At 31.7% G+C, this 20,520-nt stretch carries 18 protein-coding genes; 17 read left to right on the top strand and 1 reads right to left on the bottom strand.

Annotation, left to right across the window (positions count from 1 at the left end; all coding sequences use genetic code 11):
* Positions 1 to 110: 110 nt before the first annotated feature.
* The 17 genes from HMPREF3125_RS00750 (at position 111) to hfq (ending at position 19,739) form a co-directional block, all read left to right on the top strand.
* Positions 111 to 905 carry a TIGR00282 family metallophosphoesterase gene (locus HMPREF3125_RS00750; RefSeq protein ID WP_070451321.1) on the top strand — a complete coding sequence of 265 codons (795 nt, stop codon included), beginning with the start codon at positions 111 to 113 and terminating at the stop codon, positions 903 to 905.
* A 142-nt stretch (positions 906 to 1,047) separates the two neighbouring features.
* Complete coding sequence (locus HMPREF3125_RS00745) at positions 1,048 to 2,808, top strand: 2-oxoacid:acceptor oxidoreductase subunit alpha (RefSeq protein ID WP_070451319.1); 1,761 nt, start codon at positions 1,048 to 1,050, stop codon at positions 2,806 to 2,808.
* Positions 2,809 to 3,675, top strand: a complete 867-nt coding sequence (locus tag HMPREF3125_RS00740; RefSeq protein ID WP_017638345.1) for a 2-oxoacid:ferredoxin oxidoreductase subunit beta — start codon at positions 2,809 to 2,811, stop codon at positions 3,673 to 3,675.
* 174 nt (positions 3,676 to 3,849) lie between these two features.
* On the top strand, positions 3,850 to 4,473 hold the full coding sequence (locus HMPREF3125_RS00735) for a poly-gamma-glutamate hydrolase family protein (RefSeq protein WP_070451316.1): 624 nt from the start codon (positions 3,850 to 3,852) through the stop codon (positions 4,471 to 4,473).
* 57 nt (positions 4,474 to 4,530) lie between these two features.
* A complete protein-coding gene (locus tag HMPREF3125_RS00730; protein WP_070451314.1) occupies positions 4,531 to 4,827 on the top strand; it encodes a thiamine-binding protein in 297 nt (98 codons plus the stop codon).
* A 199-nt stretch (positions 4,828 to 5,026) separates the two neighbouring features.
* On the top strand, positions 5,027 to 6,571 hold the full coding sequence (miaB, locus tag HMPREF3125_RS00725; RefSeq protein ID WP_070451312.1) for a tRNA (N6-isopentenyl adenosine(37)-C2)-methylthiotransferase MiaB: 1,545 nt from the start codon (positions 5,027 to 5,029) through the stop codon (positions 6,569 to 6,571).
* Between the two features lie 2 nt (positions 6,572 to 6,573).
* Positions 6,574 to 6,939 carry a YlbF/YmcA family competence regulator gene (locus HMPREF3125_RS00720; RefSeq protein ID WP_017638341.1) on the top strand — a complete coding sequence of 122 codons (366 nt, stop codon included), beginning with the start codon at positions 6,574 to 6,576 and terminating at the stop codon, positions 6,937 to 6,939.
* A gap of 21 nt (positions 6,940 to 6,960) precedes the next feature.
* Positions 6,961 to 7,452, top strand: a complete 492-nt coding sequence (thiW, locus tag HMPREF3125_RS00715) for an energy coupling factor transporter S component ThiW (protein ID WP_017638340.1) — start codon at positions 6,961 to 6,963, stop codon at positions 7,450 to 7,452.
* Between the two features lie 204 nt (positions 7,453 to 7,656).
* Complete coding sequence (gene mutS, locus HMPREF3125_RS00710) at positions 7,657 to 10,284, top strand: DNA mismatch repair protein MutS (protein ID WP_070451309.1); 2,628 nt, start codon at positions 7,657 to 7,659, stop codon at positions 10,282 to 10,284.
* Between the two features lie 11 nt (positions 10,285 to 10,295).
* Positions 10,296 to 12,260, top strand: coding sequence for a DNA mismatch repair endonuclease MutL (gene mutL, locus HMPREF3125_RS00705; RefSeq protein WP_017638338.1), 1,965 nt, complete (start codon positions 10,296 to 10,298; stop codon positions 12,258 to 12,260).
* Between the two features lie 14 nt (positions 12,261 to 12,274).
* Positions 12,275 to 12,808 carry a glycerol-3-phosphate responsive antiterminator gene (locus tag HMPREF3125_RS00700; RefSeq protein WP_029055427.1) on the top strand — a complete coding sequence of 178 codons (534 nt, stop codon included), beginning with the start codon at positions 12,275 to 12,277 and terminating at the stop codon, positions 12,806 to 12,808.
* A gap of 269 nt (positions 12,809 to 13,077) precedes the next feature.
* Entirely contained in the window at positions 13,078 to 13,896 is an 819-nt protein-coding gene (locus HMPREF3125_RS00695; protein WP_017638336.1) for an MIP/aquaporin family protein, read from the top strand.
* Between the two features lie 142 nt (positions 13,897 to 14,038).
* On the top strand, positions 14,039 to 15,538 hold the full coding sequence (glpK, locus tag HMPREF3125_RS00690; RefSeq protein ID WP_017638335.1) for a glycerol kinase GlpK: 1,500 nt from the start codon (positions 14,039 to 14,041) through the stop codon (positions 15,536 to 15,538).
* Between the two features lie 172 nt (positions 15,539 to 15,710).
* Positions 15,711 to 17,384 (top strand): glycerol-3-phosphate dehydrogenase/oxidase, encoded by a 1,674-nt coding sequence (locus HMPREF3125_RS00685; protein ID WP_070451307.1) that lies wholly within the window; start codon positions 15,711 to 15,713, stop codon positions 17,382 to 17,384.
* Between the two features lie 238 nt (positions 17,385 to 17,622).
* Positions 17,623 to 18,558 (top strand): alpha/beta hydrolase, encoded by a 936-nt coding sequence (locus HMPREF3125_RS00680; RefSeq protein WP_017638333.1) that lies wholly within the window; start codon positions 17,623 to 17,625, stop codon positions 18,556 to 18,558.
* Between the two features lies 1 nt (position 18,559).
* A complete protein-coding gene (miaA, locus tag HMPREF3125_RS00675) occupies positions 18,560 to 19,558 on the top strand; it encodes a tRNA (adenosine(37)-N6)-dimethylallyltransferase MiaA (protein WP_070451305.1) in 999 nt (332 codons plus the stop codon).
* Complete coding sequence (gene hfq / locus HMPREF3125_RS00670; protein ID WP_017638332.1) at positions 19,512 to 19,739, top strand: RNA chaperone Hfq; 228 nt, start codon at positions 19,512 to 19,514, stop codon at positions 19,737 to 19,739. The genes miaA and hfq overlap by 47 nt, the downstream gene beginning before the upstream one ends.
* Before the next feature lie 242 nt (positions 19,740 to 19,981).
* Here hfq and HMPREF3125_RS00665 read toward each other — a convergent pair whose 3' ends face one another.
* Entirely contained in the window at positions 19,982 to 20,458 is a 477-nt protein-coding gene (locus HMPREF3125_RS00665) for a glutathione peroxidase (RefSeq protein WP_029055424.1), read from the bottom strand.
* Positions 20,459 to 20,520 lie beyond the last annotated feature (62 nt).

The raw sequence follows: 20,520 nt of genomic DNA, 5'->3' as shown, positions 1-20,520 counted from the left end.
TTTATAAAAAAGCAAAGACAGTTAATATTCAGATAAATAATTTTACAAAGAGTACTTTAAATAAAGTGTTCTATCTATTAAACTTAATGATATGAGAGGATGAACAAGGCATGAGAATATTATTTATTGGGGATATTGTAGGTAAGATTGGCAGAAACGCAATAACTACATATTTACCTAAATTAAAACAAGAATATCGTCCTACTGTATCCATTGTAAATGCTGAAAATGCAGCACATGGTAAAGGACTAACTGAAAAGATATATAAGCAATTGCTTCGTGAGGGTGTCGATTTTATGACTATGGGTAACCATACTTATGGTCAACGTGAAATATACGAATTTATTGATGATGCTAAAAGAATGGTTAGACCGGCCAACTTTCCTGATGAAGCACCTGGAGTAGGGATGCGCTTTATTCAAATTAATGAAATAAAATTAGCTATAATTAATTTGCAAGGAAGAGCGTTCATGCAGGATATAGATGACCCTTTTAAAAAAGCTGACGCACTCATTGAAGAAGCTCAAAAAGTAACGCCATATATATTCGTTGATTTTCATGCTGAAACAACATCAGAAAAAAATGCAATGGGATGGTTTTTAGATGGTAGAGTAAGTGCAGTAGTGGGTACACATACTCATATTCAAACATCTGATAATCGTATTTTACCAAGTGGAACAGGCTATATTACTGATGTAGGCATGACAGGTTTTTATGATGGTATATTAGGCATCAATAGAGATGAAGTGATAGAGCGTTTTATTACGAGTTTACCACAACGTCATGTTGTACCAGATAATGGACGCAGTGTTCTTTCTGGTGTTATCATTGATTTAGATAAAAATGGTAAAACAACAAATATTGAAAGAATATTAATTAATGACGATAATCCTATGAAATTATAAAGTAAATGTTTGTGACATTATAGTTACAAAAGACTATCGTCCATTAGTATGAAATTATAAACATGCCACTGTTTACATAGTAATACGGTGGTTATTTTTGTTATCATTTAATATGAATTAAAAACCACAGGAGGCTTATGATATGAAATCACAAATATCATGGAAAGTGGGCGGACAACAAGGTGAAGGAATTGAATCAACTGGAGAAATATTTGCTACTGCAATGAATAGAAAAGGCTATTTCTTATATGGTTATAGACACTTTTCTAGTCGTATAAAAGGTGGACATACTAATAATAAAATTAGAGTTTCTACTTCTCCAGTACATGCTATTAGTGATGATTTAGATATACTTATCGCATTTGACCAAGAAACAATAGAAGTTAATCATCATGAAATGCGCGAAGATAGTATCATTATTGCTGATTCAAAAGCAAAACCAGTAAAACCTGATGATTGTCAGGCACAACTTATAGATTTACCGTTTACTAGTACTGCAAAAGAATTAGGAACTGCATTAATGAAGAACATGGTAGCGATTGGTGCTACATCTGCATTAATGAACCTAGATACATCTACATTTGAAGAATTAATTACAAACATGTTCACTAAAAAAGGTGACAAAGTTGTTGAAATGAATATACAAGCTTTAAATCAAGGTTATCAATTAATGAAAGAATATTTAGAAGATATTCAAGGCGATTTCGAACTTCAAGAAAGTAATGAAAATCCTCATCTTTATATGATTGGTAATGACGCAATTGGATTAGGTGCAATTTCTGCTGGATCAAGATTTATGTCAGCTTATCCAATTACGCCAGCTTCTGAAATTATGGAATACATGATTGCTAATTTACCAAAAGTTGGCGGAACAGTTGTTCAAACTGAAGATGAAATTGCTGCTGCGACAATGTCTATCGGTGCTAATTATGCAGGTGTTCGTGGATTCACTGCAAGCGCAGGACCAGGATTATCTCTAATGATGGAATCAATTGGCTTATCTGGTATGACTGAAACACCGTTTGTTGTCATAAATACACAACGTGGAGGTCCTTCTACAGGTTTACCAACTAAACAAGAACAATCTGACTTAATGCAAATGATTTATGGTACTCATGGTGATATTCCAAAAATTGTAGTAGCCCCTACAGATGCGGAAGATGCATTTTATTTAACAATGGAAGCATTTAATTTAGCTGAGGAATATCAATGTCCAGTAATTATTTTAAGTGATTTACAATTATCATTAGGTAAACAAACAGTTAAAGAATTAGACTATGATAAAATCAAAATTAAACGTGGAGAATTAATTCAATCTGATATCGAACGTGAAGAAGATGACAAATCATATTTCAGAAGATATGCATTAACAGGAAGTGGCATTTCACCTAGACCAATACCTGGTAATAAAGGTGGTATTCACCATGTTACTGGTGTTGAACATAACGAAGAAGGTAAAACAAGCGAAGCTGCACAAAATCGTCAACAACAAATGGACAAACGTATGCGCAAAACTAAAAATCTTCTTATAGAAAAACCAGTAGACTATACTGAAAATCACGAACAAGCTGATATTCTATATATTGGTTTCATTTCAAGTAAAGGTGCTATCGAAGAAGGTGCACAACGATTAAATAATAAAAATATCGCAGTGAATACACTACAAATCAGACAATTACATCCATTCCCAACTGAAACGATTCAAAGTGCGATTGATAAAGCACAAAAAGTTGTTATTGCAGAACATAACTATCAAGGACAATTAGCAAATATTATTAAAATGAACGTGAATATTCAAAATAAATTAGTAAATCAAACTAAATATGATGGTACACCATTCTTACCACATGAAATAGTTGATAAAGGTATCGAAGTTGCAAAAGAAATAAAGGAGTTGGTCTAATTGGCTACATTTAAAGATTTTAGAAATAATGTTAAGCCAAACTGGTGCCCAGGTTGTGGTGATTTCTCTGTTCAAGCTGCTATACAAAAAGCAGCCGCAAATGTAGGGTTAGAACCAGAAGAAGTTGCACTTATTACAGGCATTGGTTGTTCAGGTAGATTATCAGGCTATATAAATGCCTATGGTGTACATGCCATACATGGTCGTGCTTTACCGTTAGCACAAGGCGTTAAAATGGCTAACAGAGATCTTACAGTTATTGCTTCTGGCGGTGACGGTGACGGTTATGCGATTGGTATGGGTCATACTATTCACGCCTTACGTAGAAATATGAACATGACTTATATCGTTATGGATAACCAAATATATGGTTTAACTAAAGGACAAACTTCACCGTCTTCAGCGGTTGGATTTGTGACTAAATCTACACCTAAAGGTAACATTGAAAAAAATGTAGCACCTTTAGAATTAGCATTATCTTCAGGAGCGACTTTTGTAGCACAAGGTTTTTCAAGTGATATTAAAGGATTAACAAAACTTATCGAAGATGCTATTAATCACGATGGATTTTCATTCGTAAATGTATTCTCACCATGTGTTACTTATAACAAAATTAATACTTATGATTGGTTCAAAGAAAATCTGACAAGTATTGATGACATTGAAAATTATGATACGACGGATAAACAATTAGCTATACAAACAGTTTTAGAACATGAATCTATGTTAAAAGGTATTGTTTATCAAGATACAGAAACACCTTCATATGAATCACAGATTGAAGAAATGGAAGGAACGCCATTAGCTAAGAAAGATATTCATATATCAGAAGACAAGTTTAATGAATTAACTAAACAATTTGTATAGAGAGGATAGCTGTCAATTCCATTAATAGAATGGTATTTGGCAGCTATTTTATTATTAGCTTATAAGCAAACAACATATTAATCTATAGAATTAAATTATAAATTTTCTGTAAATATACATTAAAATACTGTACATTGTGGAATAGATAATAAAGGTCATATAAGGAGAAGGTATATGGACAAATTTATTTCTATGAAAGAATTACAAGATAATACAATAGAAGATAAAGATTGGCATATTGAAACTGAAGATAATAATAGTGACATTACAATATTAGCTATACACGGCGGAGGTATCGAACCTGCAACTAGTGAGCTTGCCTTTGTGACTGCACAAACCAACGAATATAACTATTTTACCTTTAAGGGAGATAGACGACATGGTAATAATGAGTTACATGTCACATCAATTCACTATGATAACGAAATAGCACAAGACTTAACTCAAAAAAGTCAACGCGCAATCTCATTACATGGTTGTACAGGCCAAGAATCAATCGTTTACATAGGCGGTAAAGATAAACAGTTAATTAAGTTAATAACTTCTGAATTAAAAGATATTGAAGTAGACGTTCAACATGCCCCGCATACGATGTCCGGTAAACAAAAGGAAAACATAGTTAATCAAACTCAAATACAAGCAGGCGTACAACTGGAAATAACACATGCATTAAGGAAACAGTTTTTTAAAGATGGAAAATTAACTCGTAAAAGCAGAGAAGATCAAGGTAATTGGGATGAATTTTTATATACATTTGCAAATGCTTTGGTAAAGGCAGTTGAAGAATTACATGATTAACTTAATAAAAATGTTAAACTAGTATTATAACTAAAGATAAGATTGGAGATAAATTAAATGGTTGATACATTAATGAGTATTCAAATTATACCTAAAACACCAAATAATGAAGACGTCATTCCTTATGTAGATGAAGCAATTAAGATTATAGATGAATCGGGAATGCACTATCGTGTCGGACCACTTGAAACATCCGTACAAGGAGATATGAATGAATGTCTAATATTAATCCAAAATTTAAACCAACGTATGGTAGAATTAGAATGTCCTAGTATAATTAGTCAAGTTAAGTTTTATCATGTACCAGAAGGTATTGAAATTGAAACATTAACAGGAAAGTATGACGAAGCATAGATTTATGACAATTTTATAATCACTGTGATAATAATCTTACTTTTAGAATTAGATAGACTAAAGTAGAGGCTAAGGCATCAATGTTGTCTTAGCCTTATTCATTGTGAAGTAAATATTGATAAGACGCTTTTTGCACTTTGTGGTTAAATTTAATATAATGTAGAAATGATATATGGGCATATAGAAAGGATTTTTAATAGTGAATGAAGAGCAAAGAAAAGCTGGTTCGATAAATATTTTAGCAGAACGTGATCGTAAAGAAGAAAAGGATTATAGTAAATATTTTGAACAAGTGTATCAACCACCTAGTTTAAAAGAAGCTAAAAAACGTGGTAAACAAGAGATAAAATATAATCGAGACTTTCAAATTGATGAAAAATATCGAGACATGGGTAAAGGACGTTCATTTTTAATTAAAACGTATGGCTGTCAAATGAATGCACATGATACTGAAGTAATGGCGGGGATATTAGAAGCTTTAGGATATAGTGCAACATCAGATATTAACACAGCAGATATTATATTAATTAATACATGTGCGATTCGTGAAAATGCTGAAAATAAAGTATTTAGCGAAATTGGTAATTTAAAACATCTTAAGAAAGAACGACCAGATTGTTTAATAGGTGTATGTGGCTGTATGTCACAAGAAGAATCTGTTGTTAATAAAATTTTAAAATCATACCAAAATGTAGATATGATTTTTGGAACTCATAATATTCATAAACTACCAGAAATATTAGAAGAAGCTTATCTATCTAAAGCAATGGTTGTTGATGTATGGTCTAAAGAAGGAGATGTCATTGAAAATCTTCCTAAAGTTCGTGACGGTCATATTAAAGCATGGGTGAATATTATGTATGGTTGCGATAAATTCTGTACATATTGCATAGTACCTTTTACAAGAGGTAAAGAACGTAGCCGTAGACCAGAAGATATTATTGATGAAGTAAGAGAATTAGCTAGAGAAGGCTATCAAGAAATTACATTGTTAGGACAAAATGTTAATTCTTACGGAAAAGATATCGAGGGACTTGACTATGGATTAGATGATTTATTAGAGGATATCTCAAAAATTGATATTCCTCGAGTAAGATTCACAACTAGTCATCCTTGGGACTTTACAGATCGCATGATTGAAGTGATTGCTAATGGAGGAAACATTGTACCTCATATTCATTTACCAGTACAATCAGGAAACAATGCTGTGCTAAAAATTATGGGAAGAAAATATACGAGAGAAAGTTATTTAGACTTAGTAAACCGTATTAAAGAAGCAATTCCTCAAATCGCATTAACGACTGATATCATTGTAGGTTATCCAAATGAAACTGAAGAACAGTTTGAAGAAACATTAACTTTATATGATGAAGTTGGATTCGAACATGCATATACATATCTATATTCTCAAAGAGACGGTACGCCTGCAGCTAAAATGAAAGATAATGTACCAACTGATGTAAAAAAAGAGAGACTTCAACGTTTAAACAAAAAAGTTGGAGAATACTCACAAAAAGCAATGAGTCAGTATGAGAACGAAATTGTGACGGTTTTATGTGAAGGATCAAGTAAAAAAGATGATACAGTTTTAGCAGGCTATACTGAAAAAAATAAACTTGTTAACTTTAAAGCACCAAAAGAAATGATTGGTAAATTAGTTGATGTTAAAATAGATGAAGCGAAACAATATTCATTAAATGGTACTTTCGTAGGAGAACATCAAAAAGAATTGGTGATGCAATAATAATGTATAATAAAGAGGACATACTATCGAATGCTGATCAACTTGCCCAAAAGATAAAAAATCTTGAAGTAATTAAAGACTATCAAACAATCGAAACACAAATTCACAATAATAAAACCATTGAAAAGAAAATGAACCGATTGAAAAAGCAACAAAAACAATCAGTAAACTTACAAAACTATGGTAAATCAACAGCATTTAATCAATCAGAGAACCAAATTCATCAGTTGGAAAACGAAATAAATGAATTACCAATAGTTGAAGAATTTCGTACATCTCAATATGAAGCCAATTATCTTCTACAAATGATGATTAAAACAATGGAAAACCGTTTGAATGAACATAATGAAAGTTATCATAACAAATAAATTGGATAAGGAGACAATGCATTGAATATTAGAAAACTTACAATAACAGCGCTATTAATAGCAATAAATGTCATTTTAAGCAGTATCATTGTCATCCCTCTTGGTCCAATCAAGGCAGCGCCTATGCAACATCTAGTAAACGTACTTTGCGCAGTGTTCGTAGGACCATGGTATGGACTTGCACAAGCTTTAATTTCTTCCATTTTACGTGTTACGTTTGGTACTGGAAGTGTATTTGCATTTCCAGGCAGTATGATAGGTGTATTCTTAGCTAGCCTCTTTTACATGTATCGTAAACATATATTTATGGCAGCAGTTGGAGAAGTTCTTGGAACAGGCATCATTGGAAGTTTAATATGTATTCCATTAGCATGGATACTTAATTTACAAAACTTCTTTGTTAAACCATTAATGACTGCATTTATCGTGTCTAGTATTATTGGTGCCGCAATAAGCTACGTGTTATTAATTATATTAAAAAAACGTGGTCTTTTAGATAGATTTCAAAAATAGCAATTAAGTACGTACAATACATAGTGAAACTGAAATGACTCAGTTCAATGTTTGTACGTACTTTTTTAATTATCAAATTAACTTCATAGGCTAGAATATATTCAATATGTTAAAATAGATGAGTTAAAAGAACGTAAAAATTACATAAAATGATTCAATTCATAAAAATAAAAAGACTATAAAATAAGGGTTGTGAAGAACTTTATGTCGAATGTGACACCAATGATGCAACAATATTTAAAAATTAAATCAGAATATGATGACTGTTTATTATTTTTTAGACTCGGAGACTTTTATGAAATGTTCTTCGAAGATGCTAAAGAAGCGTCAAGAGTATTAGAAATCACGCTTACTAAAAGAGATGCCAAAAAAGAAGACCCAATACCGATGTGCGGTGTACCTTATCATTCCGCTGATAGTTACATTGAAACATTAATTAATAATGGCTATAAAGTAGCTATCTGTGAACAAATGGAAGACCCTAAACAGACAAAAGGTATGGTTAAAAGAGAAGTAGTTAGAATAGTAACTCCAGGAACAGTGATGGATCAAGGTGGCGTTGATGAAAAGCAAAACAACTATATTTTAAGTTTTATTAAGCAAGGGCAAGAATATGCATTAAGTTATTGTGACATTTCAACAGGTGAATTAAAAGCTACACATTTTAAAGATGAAGCTACTTTACTAAATGAAATTACAACGATTAATCCTAATGAAATTGTAGTAAATGAAACTTTATCTGAAAACATGCAACGACAAATTAATATGATTACTGAAACGATAACAGTTCGTGAGGAGATATCTAACCAATCATTTTCCGTAAACAATAATGAACATGAAGGTATGTATCAATCTACTCAATTATTATTAGATTACATCCACCATACTCAAAAAAGAGACTTATCACATTTAGAAGAAGTGCAACATTATGCTGCTATTGATTTCATGAAAATGGATTTCTATGCTAAAAGAAACTTAGAATTAACTGAAAGTATAAGATTGAAATCCAAAAAAGGAACACTGTTATGGTTAATGGATGAAACAAAAACACCAATGGGAGCTAGACGTCTTAAACAGTGGATAGACCGACCATTAATTTATAAACAGCAAATTGAAGAGAGATTGAATATAGTTGATGAGTTTATTAACCACTTTATTGAACGTGATACCTTAAGAAATTATTTGAATCAAGTCTACGATATTGAAAGACTTGTAGGTCGAGTGAGTTACGGTAATGTTAATGCACGTGATTTAATACAATTAAAATATTCAATTAGTGAGATTCCTAATATCAAACAATTATTAAGTCAGCTTGAAAGCGACAAGATAACTCAATTTGATGAGTTAGAACCATTAGATGATTTATTAGAAGTGCTTGAAAATAGCTTAGTAGAAGAGCCTCCTATCTCAGTTAAAGATGGCGGATTGTTCAAAACAGGTTTTAATCAACAATTAGATGAGTATTTAGAAGCATCTCGTAATGGTAAATCTTGGCTTGCTGAATTACAAGCAAGAGAAAGAGAACGCACAGGTATTAAATCTCTTAAAATTAGTTTTAACAAAGTGTTTGGTTATTTTATAGAGATTACTCGCGCCAATTTACAAGGATTTGAACCTTCTGAATTTGGATATAATCGTAAACAAACTTTATCTAATGCTGAACGTTTTATTACTGATGAATTAAAAGAAAAAGAAGATATTATTCTAGGCGCAGAAGATAAAGCTATAGAATTAGAATATCAATTATTTGTAAAATTGAGAGAACATATTAAGTCGTATACAGAACGACTTCAAAAGCAGGCAAAAATCATTTCAGAATTAGATTGTTTACAAAGCTTTGCGGAAATTGCTCAAAAATATAATTATGTTAGACCACAATTTAGCGATAACAAAACATTAAAACTTGAAAACTCTAGACATCCAGTTGTAGAACGTGTCATGGATTATAACGATTATGTTCCAAATGATTGTGAATTAGATAATGATACATTCATTTACTTAATTACAGGTCCTAATATGTCAGGGAAATCAACGTATATGAGACAAATCGCTATTATTAGCATTATGGCTCAAATGGGTGCTTATGTTCCTTGTGAATCAGCAGTGCTACCAATTTTTGATCAAATATTTACACGAATTGGTGCTGCAGACGATTTAGTATCAGGTAAAAGTACGTTCATGGTAGAAATGTTAGAAGCGCAAAAAGCATTAACTTATGCTACAGAAGATAGTTTAATTATCTTTGATGAAATAGGTAGGGGGACTTCAACATATGATGGTTTAGCACTCGCACAAGCCATGATAGAATACGTTGCTCAAACGTCTCACGCTAAGACACTATTCTCTACACACTATCATGAACTTACAACTTTAGATCAGTTATTACCTTGTTTGAAAAATGTTCATGTTGCTGCAAATGAATATAAAGGTGAACTTATCTTCTTACACAAAGTAAAAGATGGTGCTGTTGATGACAGTTATGGTATTCAAGTAGCAAAACTTGCTGATCTACCTGATAAAGTGATTCAAAGAGCACAAGTTATATTAGATGAATTCGAACAGAAGTCTGATAATCCAGAACCAATGATTGTACAAAGTGAAGTAAAAGATGATGCTATAGATTCAAACTCAAATAGTGAGACACAAGATGCAGTACAACATACTAATAATCAAGAAAATACGTCTTCATTTGAACAAGCGGCATTTAATTTATTTGATGCAGAAGTACAACAAAGCGAAGTAGAAGCACAAATCAAATCTTTAAATTTATCAAATATGACTCCAATAGAAGCTTTAGTAAAATTAAGCGAATTACAAAATCAATTAAAATAGAGGTGTTGTAAATGGGAAAAATTAAAGAACTACAAACCTCCTTAGCTAACAAAATTGCAGCTGGCGAAGTAGTCGAAAGACCCAGTTCGGTTGTAAAAGAATTATTAGAAAATGCTATTGATGCCAAGTCAACCGAAATTAATATAGAAGTGGAACAATCAGGTATAGCTTCAATACGTGTTGTAGATAATGGAACTGGTATTGAACAAGATGATTTAAGTCTGGTGTTTCACAGACATGCTACTAGTAAATTAGATGCAGATGATGATTTATTCCATATTAGAACATTAGGATTTCGTGGAGAAGCATTAGCGAGTATTTCTTCAGTATCCAAAGTGACTTTACGTACATGTACAGATAATGAAAGTGGTCATGAAATATATGCTGAAAATGGTGTGATTAAAGATCAAAAACCAGCTAAAGCTAAAAAAGGGACAGATATACTTGTTGAGTCATTATTCTATAATACGCCAGCTCGGTTAAAATATATTAAAAGTTTATATACAGAACTAGGCAAAATTACAGATATTGTTAATAGAATGGCAATGAGTCATCCTGATATAAGAATTTCATTAGTTTCTGATGGTAAAACACTTTTAAAAACTAATGGTTCTGGTAAAACAAATGAAGTTATGGCAGAAATATATGGAATGAAAGTAGCAAAAGATTTAGTACATATCACTGGTGATACAAGCGATTATCATCTTGAAGGTTATGTTGCTAGACCTGAGCATTCAAGAAGTAATAAACATTATATTTCTATTTTTATCAATGGTAGATATATCAAAAACTTTGTTTTAAATAAAGCAATTGTTGAAGGTTATCATACATTATTAACAATTGGTCGATACCCTATTTGCTACATCAATATCCAAATGGATCCCATACTAGTAGATGTTAATGTTCATCCTACTAAACTTGAAGTCAGATTATCTAAGGAAGAGCAATTATACAAATTAATTGTTGAAAAAATTCAAGAAGCATTTAAAGATAAAATTTTAATACCTAAAAATGATTTAGACCAACATTCTAAGAAAAACAAAGTGTTAAATAGTTTTGAACAACAAAAGTTAGACTTTGAACGTAGACAAAAAGAAGAAGCAAATAATCATAACGGTATGAATGACTCTGAAAATAAATCAGATCATGCCACAAATGAACAACGGTATAACGAAGAAACAAGCCAAAGCCTTTCATCCAATGTACAAGAAAATGATGAAAGTGAATCATTTAATTCCTCTAATAATATTAACCGTGATAATGATGATAATTACTTCGAAAATCAAAAAGAAATTTTAAACGAATTAGATAATAACGATAATACATTTGAATTAGATGATGAAGTTAAAGATAATCAAGACATTAAAGGTGCTATAAGTGCTTCAACGAGACGTCGTGTACCATATATGGAAGTTGTTGGACAAGTTCATGGAACATATATCATAGCTCAAAATGAAAATGGTATGTTTATGATTGACCAGCATGCTGCACAAGAGCGTATTAAATACGAATATTTTAGAGATAAAATTGGAGAAGTATCAAATGAAGTACAAAACTTATTGATACCAATGACTTTCCATTTTTCTAAGGATGAACAATTGATTATAGACCAATATAAAGAAGAACTAGATAGAGTCGGTGTACATCTTGAACATTTTGGAGGTCATGATTATATTGTTAATAGTTATCCAGTGTGGTTTCCAAAAGCAGAAGCGGAAGAAATTATTAAAGATATGATTGAATTAGTTTTAGAAAATAAAAAAATAGATGTTAAAAAAATGCGTGAAGATGCAGCGATTATGATGTCATGTAAAAAATCAATTAAAGCTAATCATTATTTAAAAAATAACGAAATGGCAGATTTAATTGATCAACTGCGTGAAATGGAAGATCCATTTACTTGTCCGCATGGACGTCCAATTATTATTAACTTTTCAAATTACGAATTAGAAAAATTATTTAAACGTGTCATGTAGAGAGGAGCAATCATTTGAAAGAAAATATACTCCCAGCAATTAGAAATATGAAAGATTTAGATAACCTCATTAAAACGGAATATAAATCATGTGTATTGTTAGACATGCATATAGGTCATCTAAAAAGCATTTTAGACTTATTAAAAAATAATGGAATTGAATGTTATATCCATATTGATTTAATAAAAGGTCTTAGTCATGATGAATATTCATGTGAATATATTATTCAACAATATAAGCCTAAAGGTATCGTATCTACTAAAACGAAAGTCATTAAAAAAGCGAAATCGCTCAATACTTTAACTATCTTTAGAGTATTTATTATTGATAGCCAAGCTTTAAGTAGAAGTATTGAATTAATTCAAAAGGTTCAACCAGATTTTGTCGAAGTACTTCCAGGTATTGCTCATAAAGCAGTAAGATGTATTCAAGAAGAAACCGATACAGCTGTAATTGCTGGTGGATTAATTAGTGATGTTTCTGAAGTAGATGAAGCTATTAAAAATGGCGCTAAATATATTACGACTAGTAATCAAAAATTATGGTAAATAAAAACTTATAAAGAATAAGTAGAGGGATTAATGGTGAAATAATGATCTATTAATCCCTCTATTTTTTATAAATGTTTGGTCAATTTTATTGAATATAAGTTTGATATTTTTGACAAATTTTCAACAAAATCATTGACAACGCTTACAACGTAATTGTAATATATAAACAAGTTATTAAAAGTTAATATTAGAACAGAGAAGGGGAGATTTCTACAGCTTTATCGCTTTGTAGGGGTCTCCCTATCTATTTTGGGAGGAATAATTATATGAATGCTTATTTAGCAGAGTTCTTAGGTACAGCCATCCTCATACTTTTCGGTGGTGGCGTTTGTGCTAACGTTAATTTAAAACGTAGTGCAGGTAATAACGCTGACTGGATTGTTATCGCTACAGGATGGGGACTAGCCGTTGCCATGGGCGCATTCGCAGTTGGTAAATTCTCAGGAGCACATTTGAATCCAGCCGTTACAATTGCGTTAGCTATGGATGGAGGATTTAGTTGGGCGCAAGTGCCTGGATACATCATTTGTCAAATGCTTGGTGGTATTGTAGGTGGTGCACTAGTTTGGTTAATGTATTTACCACATTGGAAAGCAACAGAAGATCAAGCCACTAAGTTAGGTGTATTCTCAACTGCACCTGCAATCAAAAACTATTTTGCTAACTTTATGAGTGAAATCATTGGTACAACTGCATTAACTTTAGGTATATTATTTATTGGTGTTAATAAAATTGCTGATGGATTAAACCCATTAATTGTTGGGGCTTTAATTGTCGCAATTGGTTTAAGTTTAGGCGGAACAACAGGTTATGCTATTAACCCAGCACGTGACTTAGGACCTCGTATCGCTCATGCGATTTTACCAATCGCTGGTAAAGGTGGTTCAAATTGGTCATATGCTATCGTACCTGTACTTGGACCAATCGCTGGTGGTATGTTAGGTGCTGTCATTTACGAAGTATTTTACAAACAAACATTTAATGTAAGTTGTGCAGTGGGCATTATTTTAGTTATCATAACATTAGTATTAGGTGTAGTTTTAAATAGAGCGTCTAAAAGCAATGACATCGAATCTATCTATTAAAAGAGAACTTAAGTAGCATCGTTAGAATTAATTTTAGAAAATAAGCATAGAATATAAACATGATTCGTGAATATAAAATATAAATGATTAGTATTAATCATCTTTTATCTATATTTATGACATCAAAAGGAGTCAAATAATTATGGAAAAATACATTTTATCAATAGACCAGGGAACAACTAGTTCAAGAGCGATTTTATTTAATAAAGACGGAGAAATCAAAGGTGTAGCACAACGAGAATTCAAACAACATTTTCCACAATCTGGTTGGGTAGAACATGATGCTAATGAAATTTGGACATCTGTATTATCTGTAATGGCAGAAGTCATGAATGAACAAGATGTAAGAGCTGAGCAAATTGAAGGTATAGGTATTACAAACCAACGTGAAACAACAGTTGTATGGGATAAAAATACTGGCCGTCCAATTTACCATGCTATTGTATGGCAATCTCGTCAAACTCAAAGTATTTGTCATGATTTAAAAGAACAAGGTCATGAAGATTTATTCCGTGATAAAACTGGTCTTTTATTAGATCCGTATTTTGCTGGTACAAAAGTAAAATGGATTTTAGATAATGTTGAGGGTGCAAGAGAAAAAGCTAATAACGGTGATTTACTGTTCGGCACAATTGATTCTTGGTTAGTATGGAAGTTATCAGGTAGAGAAGCGCATATTACTGACTATACTAATGCTAGTCGTACATTAATGTTTAATATCCATGAATTAAAATGGGATAAAGAATTATTAGATATTCTAGAAGTTCCCGAAAACATGTTACCTGAAGTTAAACCTTCTAGTGAGGTATATGCACATACAGTGGATTATCACTTCTTTGGTCAAAATGTACCAATTGCTGGTATCGCAGGTGACCAACAAGCTGCTTTATTCGGTCAAGCATGCTTTGATCGTGGAGATGTGAAAAACACTTATGGTACTGGTGGTTTCATGTTAATGAACACTGGTGAAGAAGCGGTAAAATCTGACAGTGGTTTATTAACTACAATTGCATACGGTCTTGACGGTAAAGTAAATTATGCTTTAGAAGGATCAATCTTTGTTTCCGGTTCAGCAATTCAGTGGTTACGTGATGGATTAAGAATGATTAATTCAGCGCCACAAACTGAAAACTATGCTACACGTGTAGATTCAACTGAAGGTGTATATGTAGTTCCAGCATTCGTTGGTTTAGGAACACCTTATTGGGATTCTGAAGCAAGAGGCGCTATCTTTGGTTTAACACGTGGTACTGAAAAAGAACATTTCATCCGTGCAACATTAGAATCACTTTGTTATCAAACACGCGATGTTATGGAAGCGATGTCTAAAGACTCAGGCATCGAAGTTCAAAACTTACGTGTAGACGGTGGTGCAGTTAAAAATAACTTTATCATGCAATTCCAAGCTGATATTGTTGATACACCAGTTGAACGTCCAGAAATTCAAGAGACAACTGCGTTAGGTGCTGCTTATTTAGCTGGTTTAGCTGTAGGCTTCTGGGAAAGCAAAGATGATATTGCTAACAGATGGAAACTTGAAGAAGAATTCGAACCAAAAATGGAAGAAGAGCAACGCGCGAAACTATATAAAGGTTGGAAAAAAGCTGTAGAAGCTACACAAGTATTTAAACTAGAAGACTAGGAATTAAGATATTAATAATTTGTAAGCATAAGATAGACTTGATTTTCTTATTTATGTTATACTTAAAATAAGTTAATAAAGAAATCGAGACATGAGAGATTTATTCGTACAATTAAATGGTAATTGTGGGATAAGTCTCTCTTTTTTTATACTAATTAGGAGGCGTTGAATTATGGGTTTATCAACACTTAAAAGGGATCACATAAAAAGAAATTTAAAAAATGAAGAATATGATGTTGTCATCGTTGGTGGCGGAATTACAGGTGCAGGGATTGCACTTGATGCAAGTAACCGTGGAATGAAAGTAGCATTAGTAGAAATGCAAGACTTTGCACAAGGTACAAGTTCTCGTTCTACTAAATTAGTACATGGTGGGTTACGTTATTTAAAACAACTTCAAGTAGGTGTTGTAGCTGAAACAGGTAAAGAACGTGCCATTGTTTATGAAAATGGTCCACACGTAACAACTCCAGAATGGATGTTATTACCAATGCATAAAGGCGGTACATTCGGTAAATTTACTACTGCTATTGGTTTAACAATGTATGACTTTTTAGCAGGCGTTAAAAAATCAGAACGTAAAAAAATGCTATCTAAACAAGATACGCTTAATAAAGAACCATTAGTTAAACAAGATGGCTTAAAAGGTGGCGGTTATTATGTTGAATACCGCACAGATGATGCAAGATTAACAATTGAAGTTATGAAAAAAGCTGCCGAAAAAGGTGCTGAAATCATTAACTATACTAAATCAGAACATTTCACTTATGACTCAAATAAAAAAGTAAATGGTATTGAAGTCGTTGATATGATCGATAATGAAACTTATCCTATTAAAGCTAAAAAAGTGATTAACGCTTCAGGACCATGGGTTGATGAAGTAAGAAGTGGAGACTATGCAAGAAACAACAAACAATTACGTTTAACTAAAGGTGTGCATGTTGTTATTGATCAATCTAAATTCCCATTACAACAAGCAGTATACTTTGATACTGAAAAAGATGGCAGAATGATTTTTGCTATTCCTAGAGAAGGAAAAGCGTATGTTGGTACAACTGACACATTTTATGATAATGAGAAAGCTACACCATTAACAACTCAAGAAGATAGAGATTATTTAATCGAAGCTATTAATTACATGTTCCCATCAGTTAAAGTTAAAGATGAAGACATCGAATCAACTTGGGCTGGTGTACGTCCATTAATTTTAGAAGAAGGTAAAGACCCTTCAGAAATTTCTCGTAAAGATGAAGTATGGGAAGGCGAATCTGGATTACTAACTATCGCTGGTGGTAAGTTAACAGGATACCGTCATATGGCATTAGAAATTGTAGATTTATTAGCTAAACGTCTTAAAAAAGAATACGGTTTAACATTCAAACCATGTGCAACTAAAGAATTAAAAATCTCTGGTGGTGACGTAGGCGGAAGTAAAAACTTCGACAATTTCGTTAAACAAAAAGTTAACGCAGCTAAAGGATTTGGCATTGACGAAGACGTTGCTTATCGTTTAGCAAGTAAATATGGTTCTAACGTTGACGATTTATTCAATATTGCTCAAACAGCACAATATCATAACAGTAAATTACCATTAGAAATTTATGTTGAATTAATTTATGGTATTCAACAAGAAATGGTATTTAAACCAACTGACTTCTTAGTACGTCGTTCTGGTAAATTATACTTTAATATTGATGATGTACTTAATTACAAAGATGCAGTTATTGATGTTTTAGCAGATATGCTTCAATATAGCGATGCTCAAAAACAAGCTTATACTGAAGAAGTAAATAAAGCGATTGATGAAGCACAATCAGGTAATAACCAACCTGCAGTTAAAGAATAAATATCATGATGTTGAACTACTAGTATTGAGATATACTCTCAATACTAGTAGTTTTTTTATGCGAAATGTTATACTTTGTAATACAACTTTTTTTAATCAAAATAAACATCTTATAAGTAGATAACTATTTATTATGCATACAATTTGATTACAATGTTATCAAAAGGTATATTGAATATAATATGGTTGTTTAACGTAAATAATATAAATGAACTTTAGAAATTTTGGGGGTATATATGTGAGTCAAAGTCAATTCAATATCACAGTGGAAGATGGAACAATGATTGAAGTGAAAATAGACAAAGCAAATAATGAAACTATAGGCATTGTTCATCTTTTTCATGGTATGGCTGAACATATGGATCGTTATGATGAATTAGTCAAAGCTTTAAATTTACAAGGCTATGATGTTATCAGACATAATCACAGAGGACATGGTAAAAATATTGACGAAAAAGAAAGAGGTCATTTTGATGATATGTCTCAAGTCGCTGCCGATGCATACGAAATAGTTGAAACGTTATATGATAGTCATTTTGAATTACCATACATTATTTTAGGTCATTCAATGGGCTCAATCATTGCAAGACTATTTGTAAAACAATACCCTCAATTTGCAGATGGTCTTATATTAACTGGTACAGGTATGTTCCCAAAATGGAAAGGCATTCCAACAATGATATTGTTAAAATTACTTACAATTGTTGCTGGAAAACGTCGTCGTATTAGATGGGTTAATCGATTAATGAATAAATCATTCACCAAAAAAATTGACCAACCTGAGACAGAAAGTGATTGGCTTTCTACAAAAAGAGAAGAAGTTAATAAATTTATTGATGATGAATATTGTGGCTTCAGAGTATCTAATCAACTTATTTATCAAACCGTTAAATACATGATGGATACTGCAAATGTAAAATCGTTAAAACAAATGAATCACAATCTGCCTATTCTTTTAATATCAGGAAAAGATGACCCCTTTGGTGAATACGGGAAGGGAATTAAAAAATTAGGTAAAATTTATAAAAAAGCGGGTATTAAACATATCACCGTACAATTATATAAAAATAAACGTCATGAAATTTTATTTGAAGACGATTATTTGTCAACTTGGCAACATATGTTTGAATGGATTAAAAAACAAATTTTAAAGAAAAATAAAGTGAGTGAATAGCATGAATAGTACAGATAAACCATTTCTAATCGTCATTGTTGGACCAACAGCATCCGGTAAAACAGAATTAAGTATAGAATTAGCCAAACGATGTAATGGCGAAATTATTAGCGGAGATTCAATGCAAGTATACAAACAAATGGATATCGGTACTGCTAAAGTAACTAAAGAAGAAATGGATGGTATTCCACATCACTTAATAGATATATTAAATCCAGATGAATCATTCTCTGCTTATGCATTTAAAGAAAGAGCAGAAGCATGTATCAAAGATATAACTAATAGAGGTAAAACACCAATCGTTGCAGGTGGTACAGGATTATATATTCAGTCTTTACTTTATAACTATCAATTTGAAGACGAAACAGTATCAGATGAAAAAATGAATGAAGTTAATACTAAATTAAAAGAATTGGAACAATTAAATAATATTGATTTACATGACTATCTAAATACATTTGACCCTGAATCTTCTTCGAATATACATCCAAATAACAGAAAAAGAGTATTGAGAGCGATAGAATATTATTTAAAAACAAAAAAACTTTTAAGTTATCGCAAGAAAGTTCAACAATTCACCGAAAATTATGATACATTATTATTAGGGATTGAAATGTCGCGTGAAACATTATATAAAAAAATAAATAAACGTGTTGATATTATGTTGAGCCACGGATTATTTAAAGAAGTGCAATACTTAGTTGAACAAGGTTATGAATCAAGTCAAAGTATGCAAGCAATTGGATACAAAGAACTTATACCTGTTATTAAAGGGAACATGGATAAAGAAACAGCCATTGAAAAGTTAAAACAAAATTCGCGAAAATATGCGAAACGTCAATTGACTTGGTTTAAAAATAAAATGAACGTTCACTGGTTAGATAGAGAGAAAATGTCGCTTCAAATGATGTTAGATGAGATTACACCCCAAATAAATAAAAGGAGTACTGAACATGATTGCAAACGAAAACATCCAAGATCAAGCACTAGAGAACTTTAAATCAGAAAAAACAGAAGTTACTGTATTCTTTCTAAATGGGTTCCAAATGAAAGGAACTATTGAAGATTTCGATGATCAGGTAATTCGTCTGGTTTCTCAAGGAAAACAACATCTGATTTACAAACATGCGATCAGCACTTTCATGATTGATGACGAAAATGAATCAACATCAGAAGAATAAGTAATAATTGAAGTGCATTAAAGCACAACTTTCAATGAACGTAGCAATAGTTACATAATAGTGGGAATGGTAACAGAAATATAATGGATTATTTCTCTAATATCATTCTCATTCGTGCTTTATCGTATTTGTATTAATTCATGTAAAAAAGCTTCAGTTAAAGCTGGCAGAGCTAACATTCAGCTCACGAACCCAACTTTAATTGAAGCTTTTAAATTTATAATTTTATTTTAGTAATCTGATTAAAGTAATTTTTCAATTTCATTTTCTAATTGTGCTGGCTTTTTCTGTGGAGAGAAACGTTTAACCACATTACCGTTACGATCAATTAAGAATTTTGTGAAATTCCATTTAATTTTTTCATTAAACATACCGTGTTGAGCATCTGTTAAGAAACGGAATAATGGATGTTGATTATCACCTTTAACATCGATTTTTTGATGAATAGGGAAAGTAACGCCATAATTCAATTTACAATTTTGTGCAGCTTCTTCACCTGAACCAGGTTCTTGCCCACCAAATTGATTACATGGGAATCCTAAAATAATAAATTTTTGATCTTTATATTTTTCATAAAGATGTTGTAATCCTTCAAATTGAGGTGTGAAACCACACTCACTTGCAGTATTAACGATTAACATAACATAATCTTTATAATCTTCTAACTTGTATGTTTCTCCAGTATTTTTTTCTACTACGAAATCATAAATATTTTCCATAATACCACCCTTTCGAATTACTTACAATTTAACATAATATGGACGAATAGTCTTTATATTGG

The sequence above is a fragment of the Staphylococcus sp. HMSC13A10 genome (assembly GCF_001808005.1).
GTDB classification, from domain to species: Bacteria; Bacillota; Bacilli; order Staphylococcales; family Staphylococcaceae; genus Staphylococcus; species Staphylococcus pasteuri.
The sequence above is the reverse complement of the archived record's forward strand: the minus strand, read 5'-3'. Positions and strand labels throughout refer to the sequence as shown.

Excerpts from the sequence above, each read along its gene's own strand:
- HMPREF3125_RS00735 (WP_070451316.1), top strand. The coding sequence starts at position 3,850 with ATGGACAAATTTATTTCTATGAAAGAATTACAAGATAATACAATAGAA.
- HMPREF3125_RS00685 (WP_070451307.1), top strand. The coding sequence starts at position 15,711 with ATGGGTTTATCAACACTTAAAAGGGATCACATAAAAAGAAATTTAAAA.
- mutL (WP_017638338.1), top strand. The coding sequence starts at position 10,296 with ATGGGAAAAATTAAAGAACTACAAACCTCCTTAGCTAACAAAATTGCA.
- HMPREF3125_RS00745 (WP_070451319.1), top strand. The coding sequence starts at position 1,048 with ATGAAATCACAAATATCATGGAAAGTGGGCGGACAACAAGGTGAAGGA.
- miaA (WP_070451305.1), top strand. The coding sequence starts at position 18,560 with ATGAATAGTACAGATAAACCATTTCTAATCGTCATTGTTGGACCAACA.
- glpK (WP_017638335.1), top strand. The coding sequence starts at position 14,039 with ATGGAAAAATACATTTTATCAATAGACCAGGGAACAACTAGTTCAAGA.
- HMPREF3125_RS00720 (WP_017638341.1), top strand. The coding sequence starts at position 6,574 with ATGTATAATAAAGAGGACATACTATCGAATGCTGATCAACTTGCCCAA.
- mutS (WP_070451309.1), top strand. The coding sequence starts at position 7,657 with ATGTCGAATGTGACACCAATGATGCAACAATATTTAAAAATTAAATCA.
- HMPREF3125_RS00695 (WP_017638336.1), top strand. The coding sequence starts at position 13,078 with ATGAATGCTTATTTAGCAGAGTTCTTAGGTACAGCCATCCTCATACTT.
- HMPREF3125_RS00730 (WP_070451314.1), top strand. The coding sequence starts at position 4,531 with ATGGTTGATACATTAATGAGTATTCAAATTATACCTAAAACACCAAAT.
- HMPREF3125_RS00665 (WP_029055424.1), bottom strand. The coding sequence starts at position 20,458 with ATGGAAAATATTTATGATTTCGTAGTAGAAAAAAATACTGGAGAAACA.
- hfq (WP_017638332.1), top strand. The coding sequence starts at position 19,512 with ATGATTGCAAACGAAAACATCCAAGATCAAGCACTAGAGAACTTTAAA.
- HMPREF3125_RS00750 (WP_070451321.1), top strand. The coding sequence starts at position 111 with ATGAGAATATTATTTATTGGGGATATTGTAGGTAAGATTGGCAGAAAC.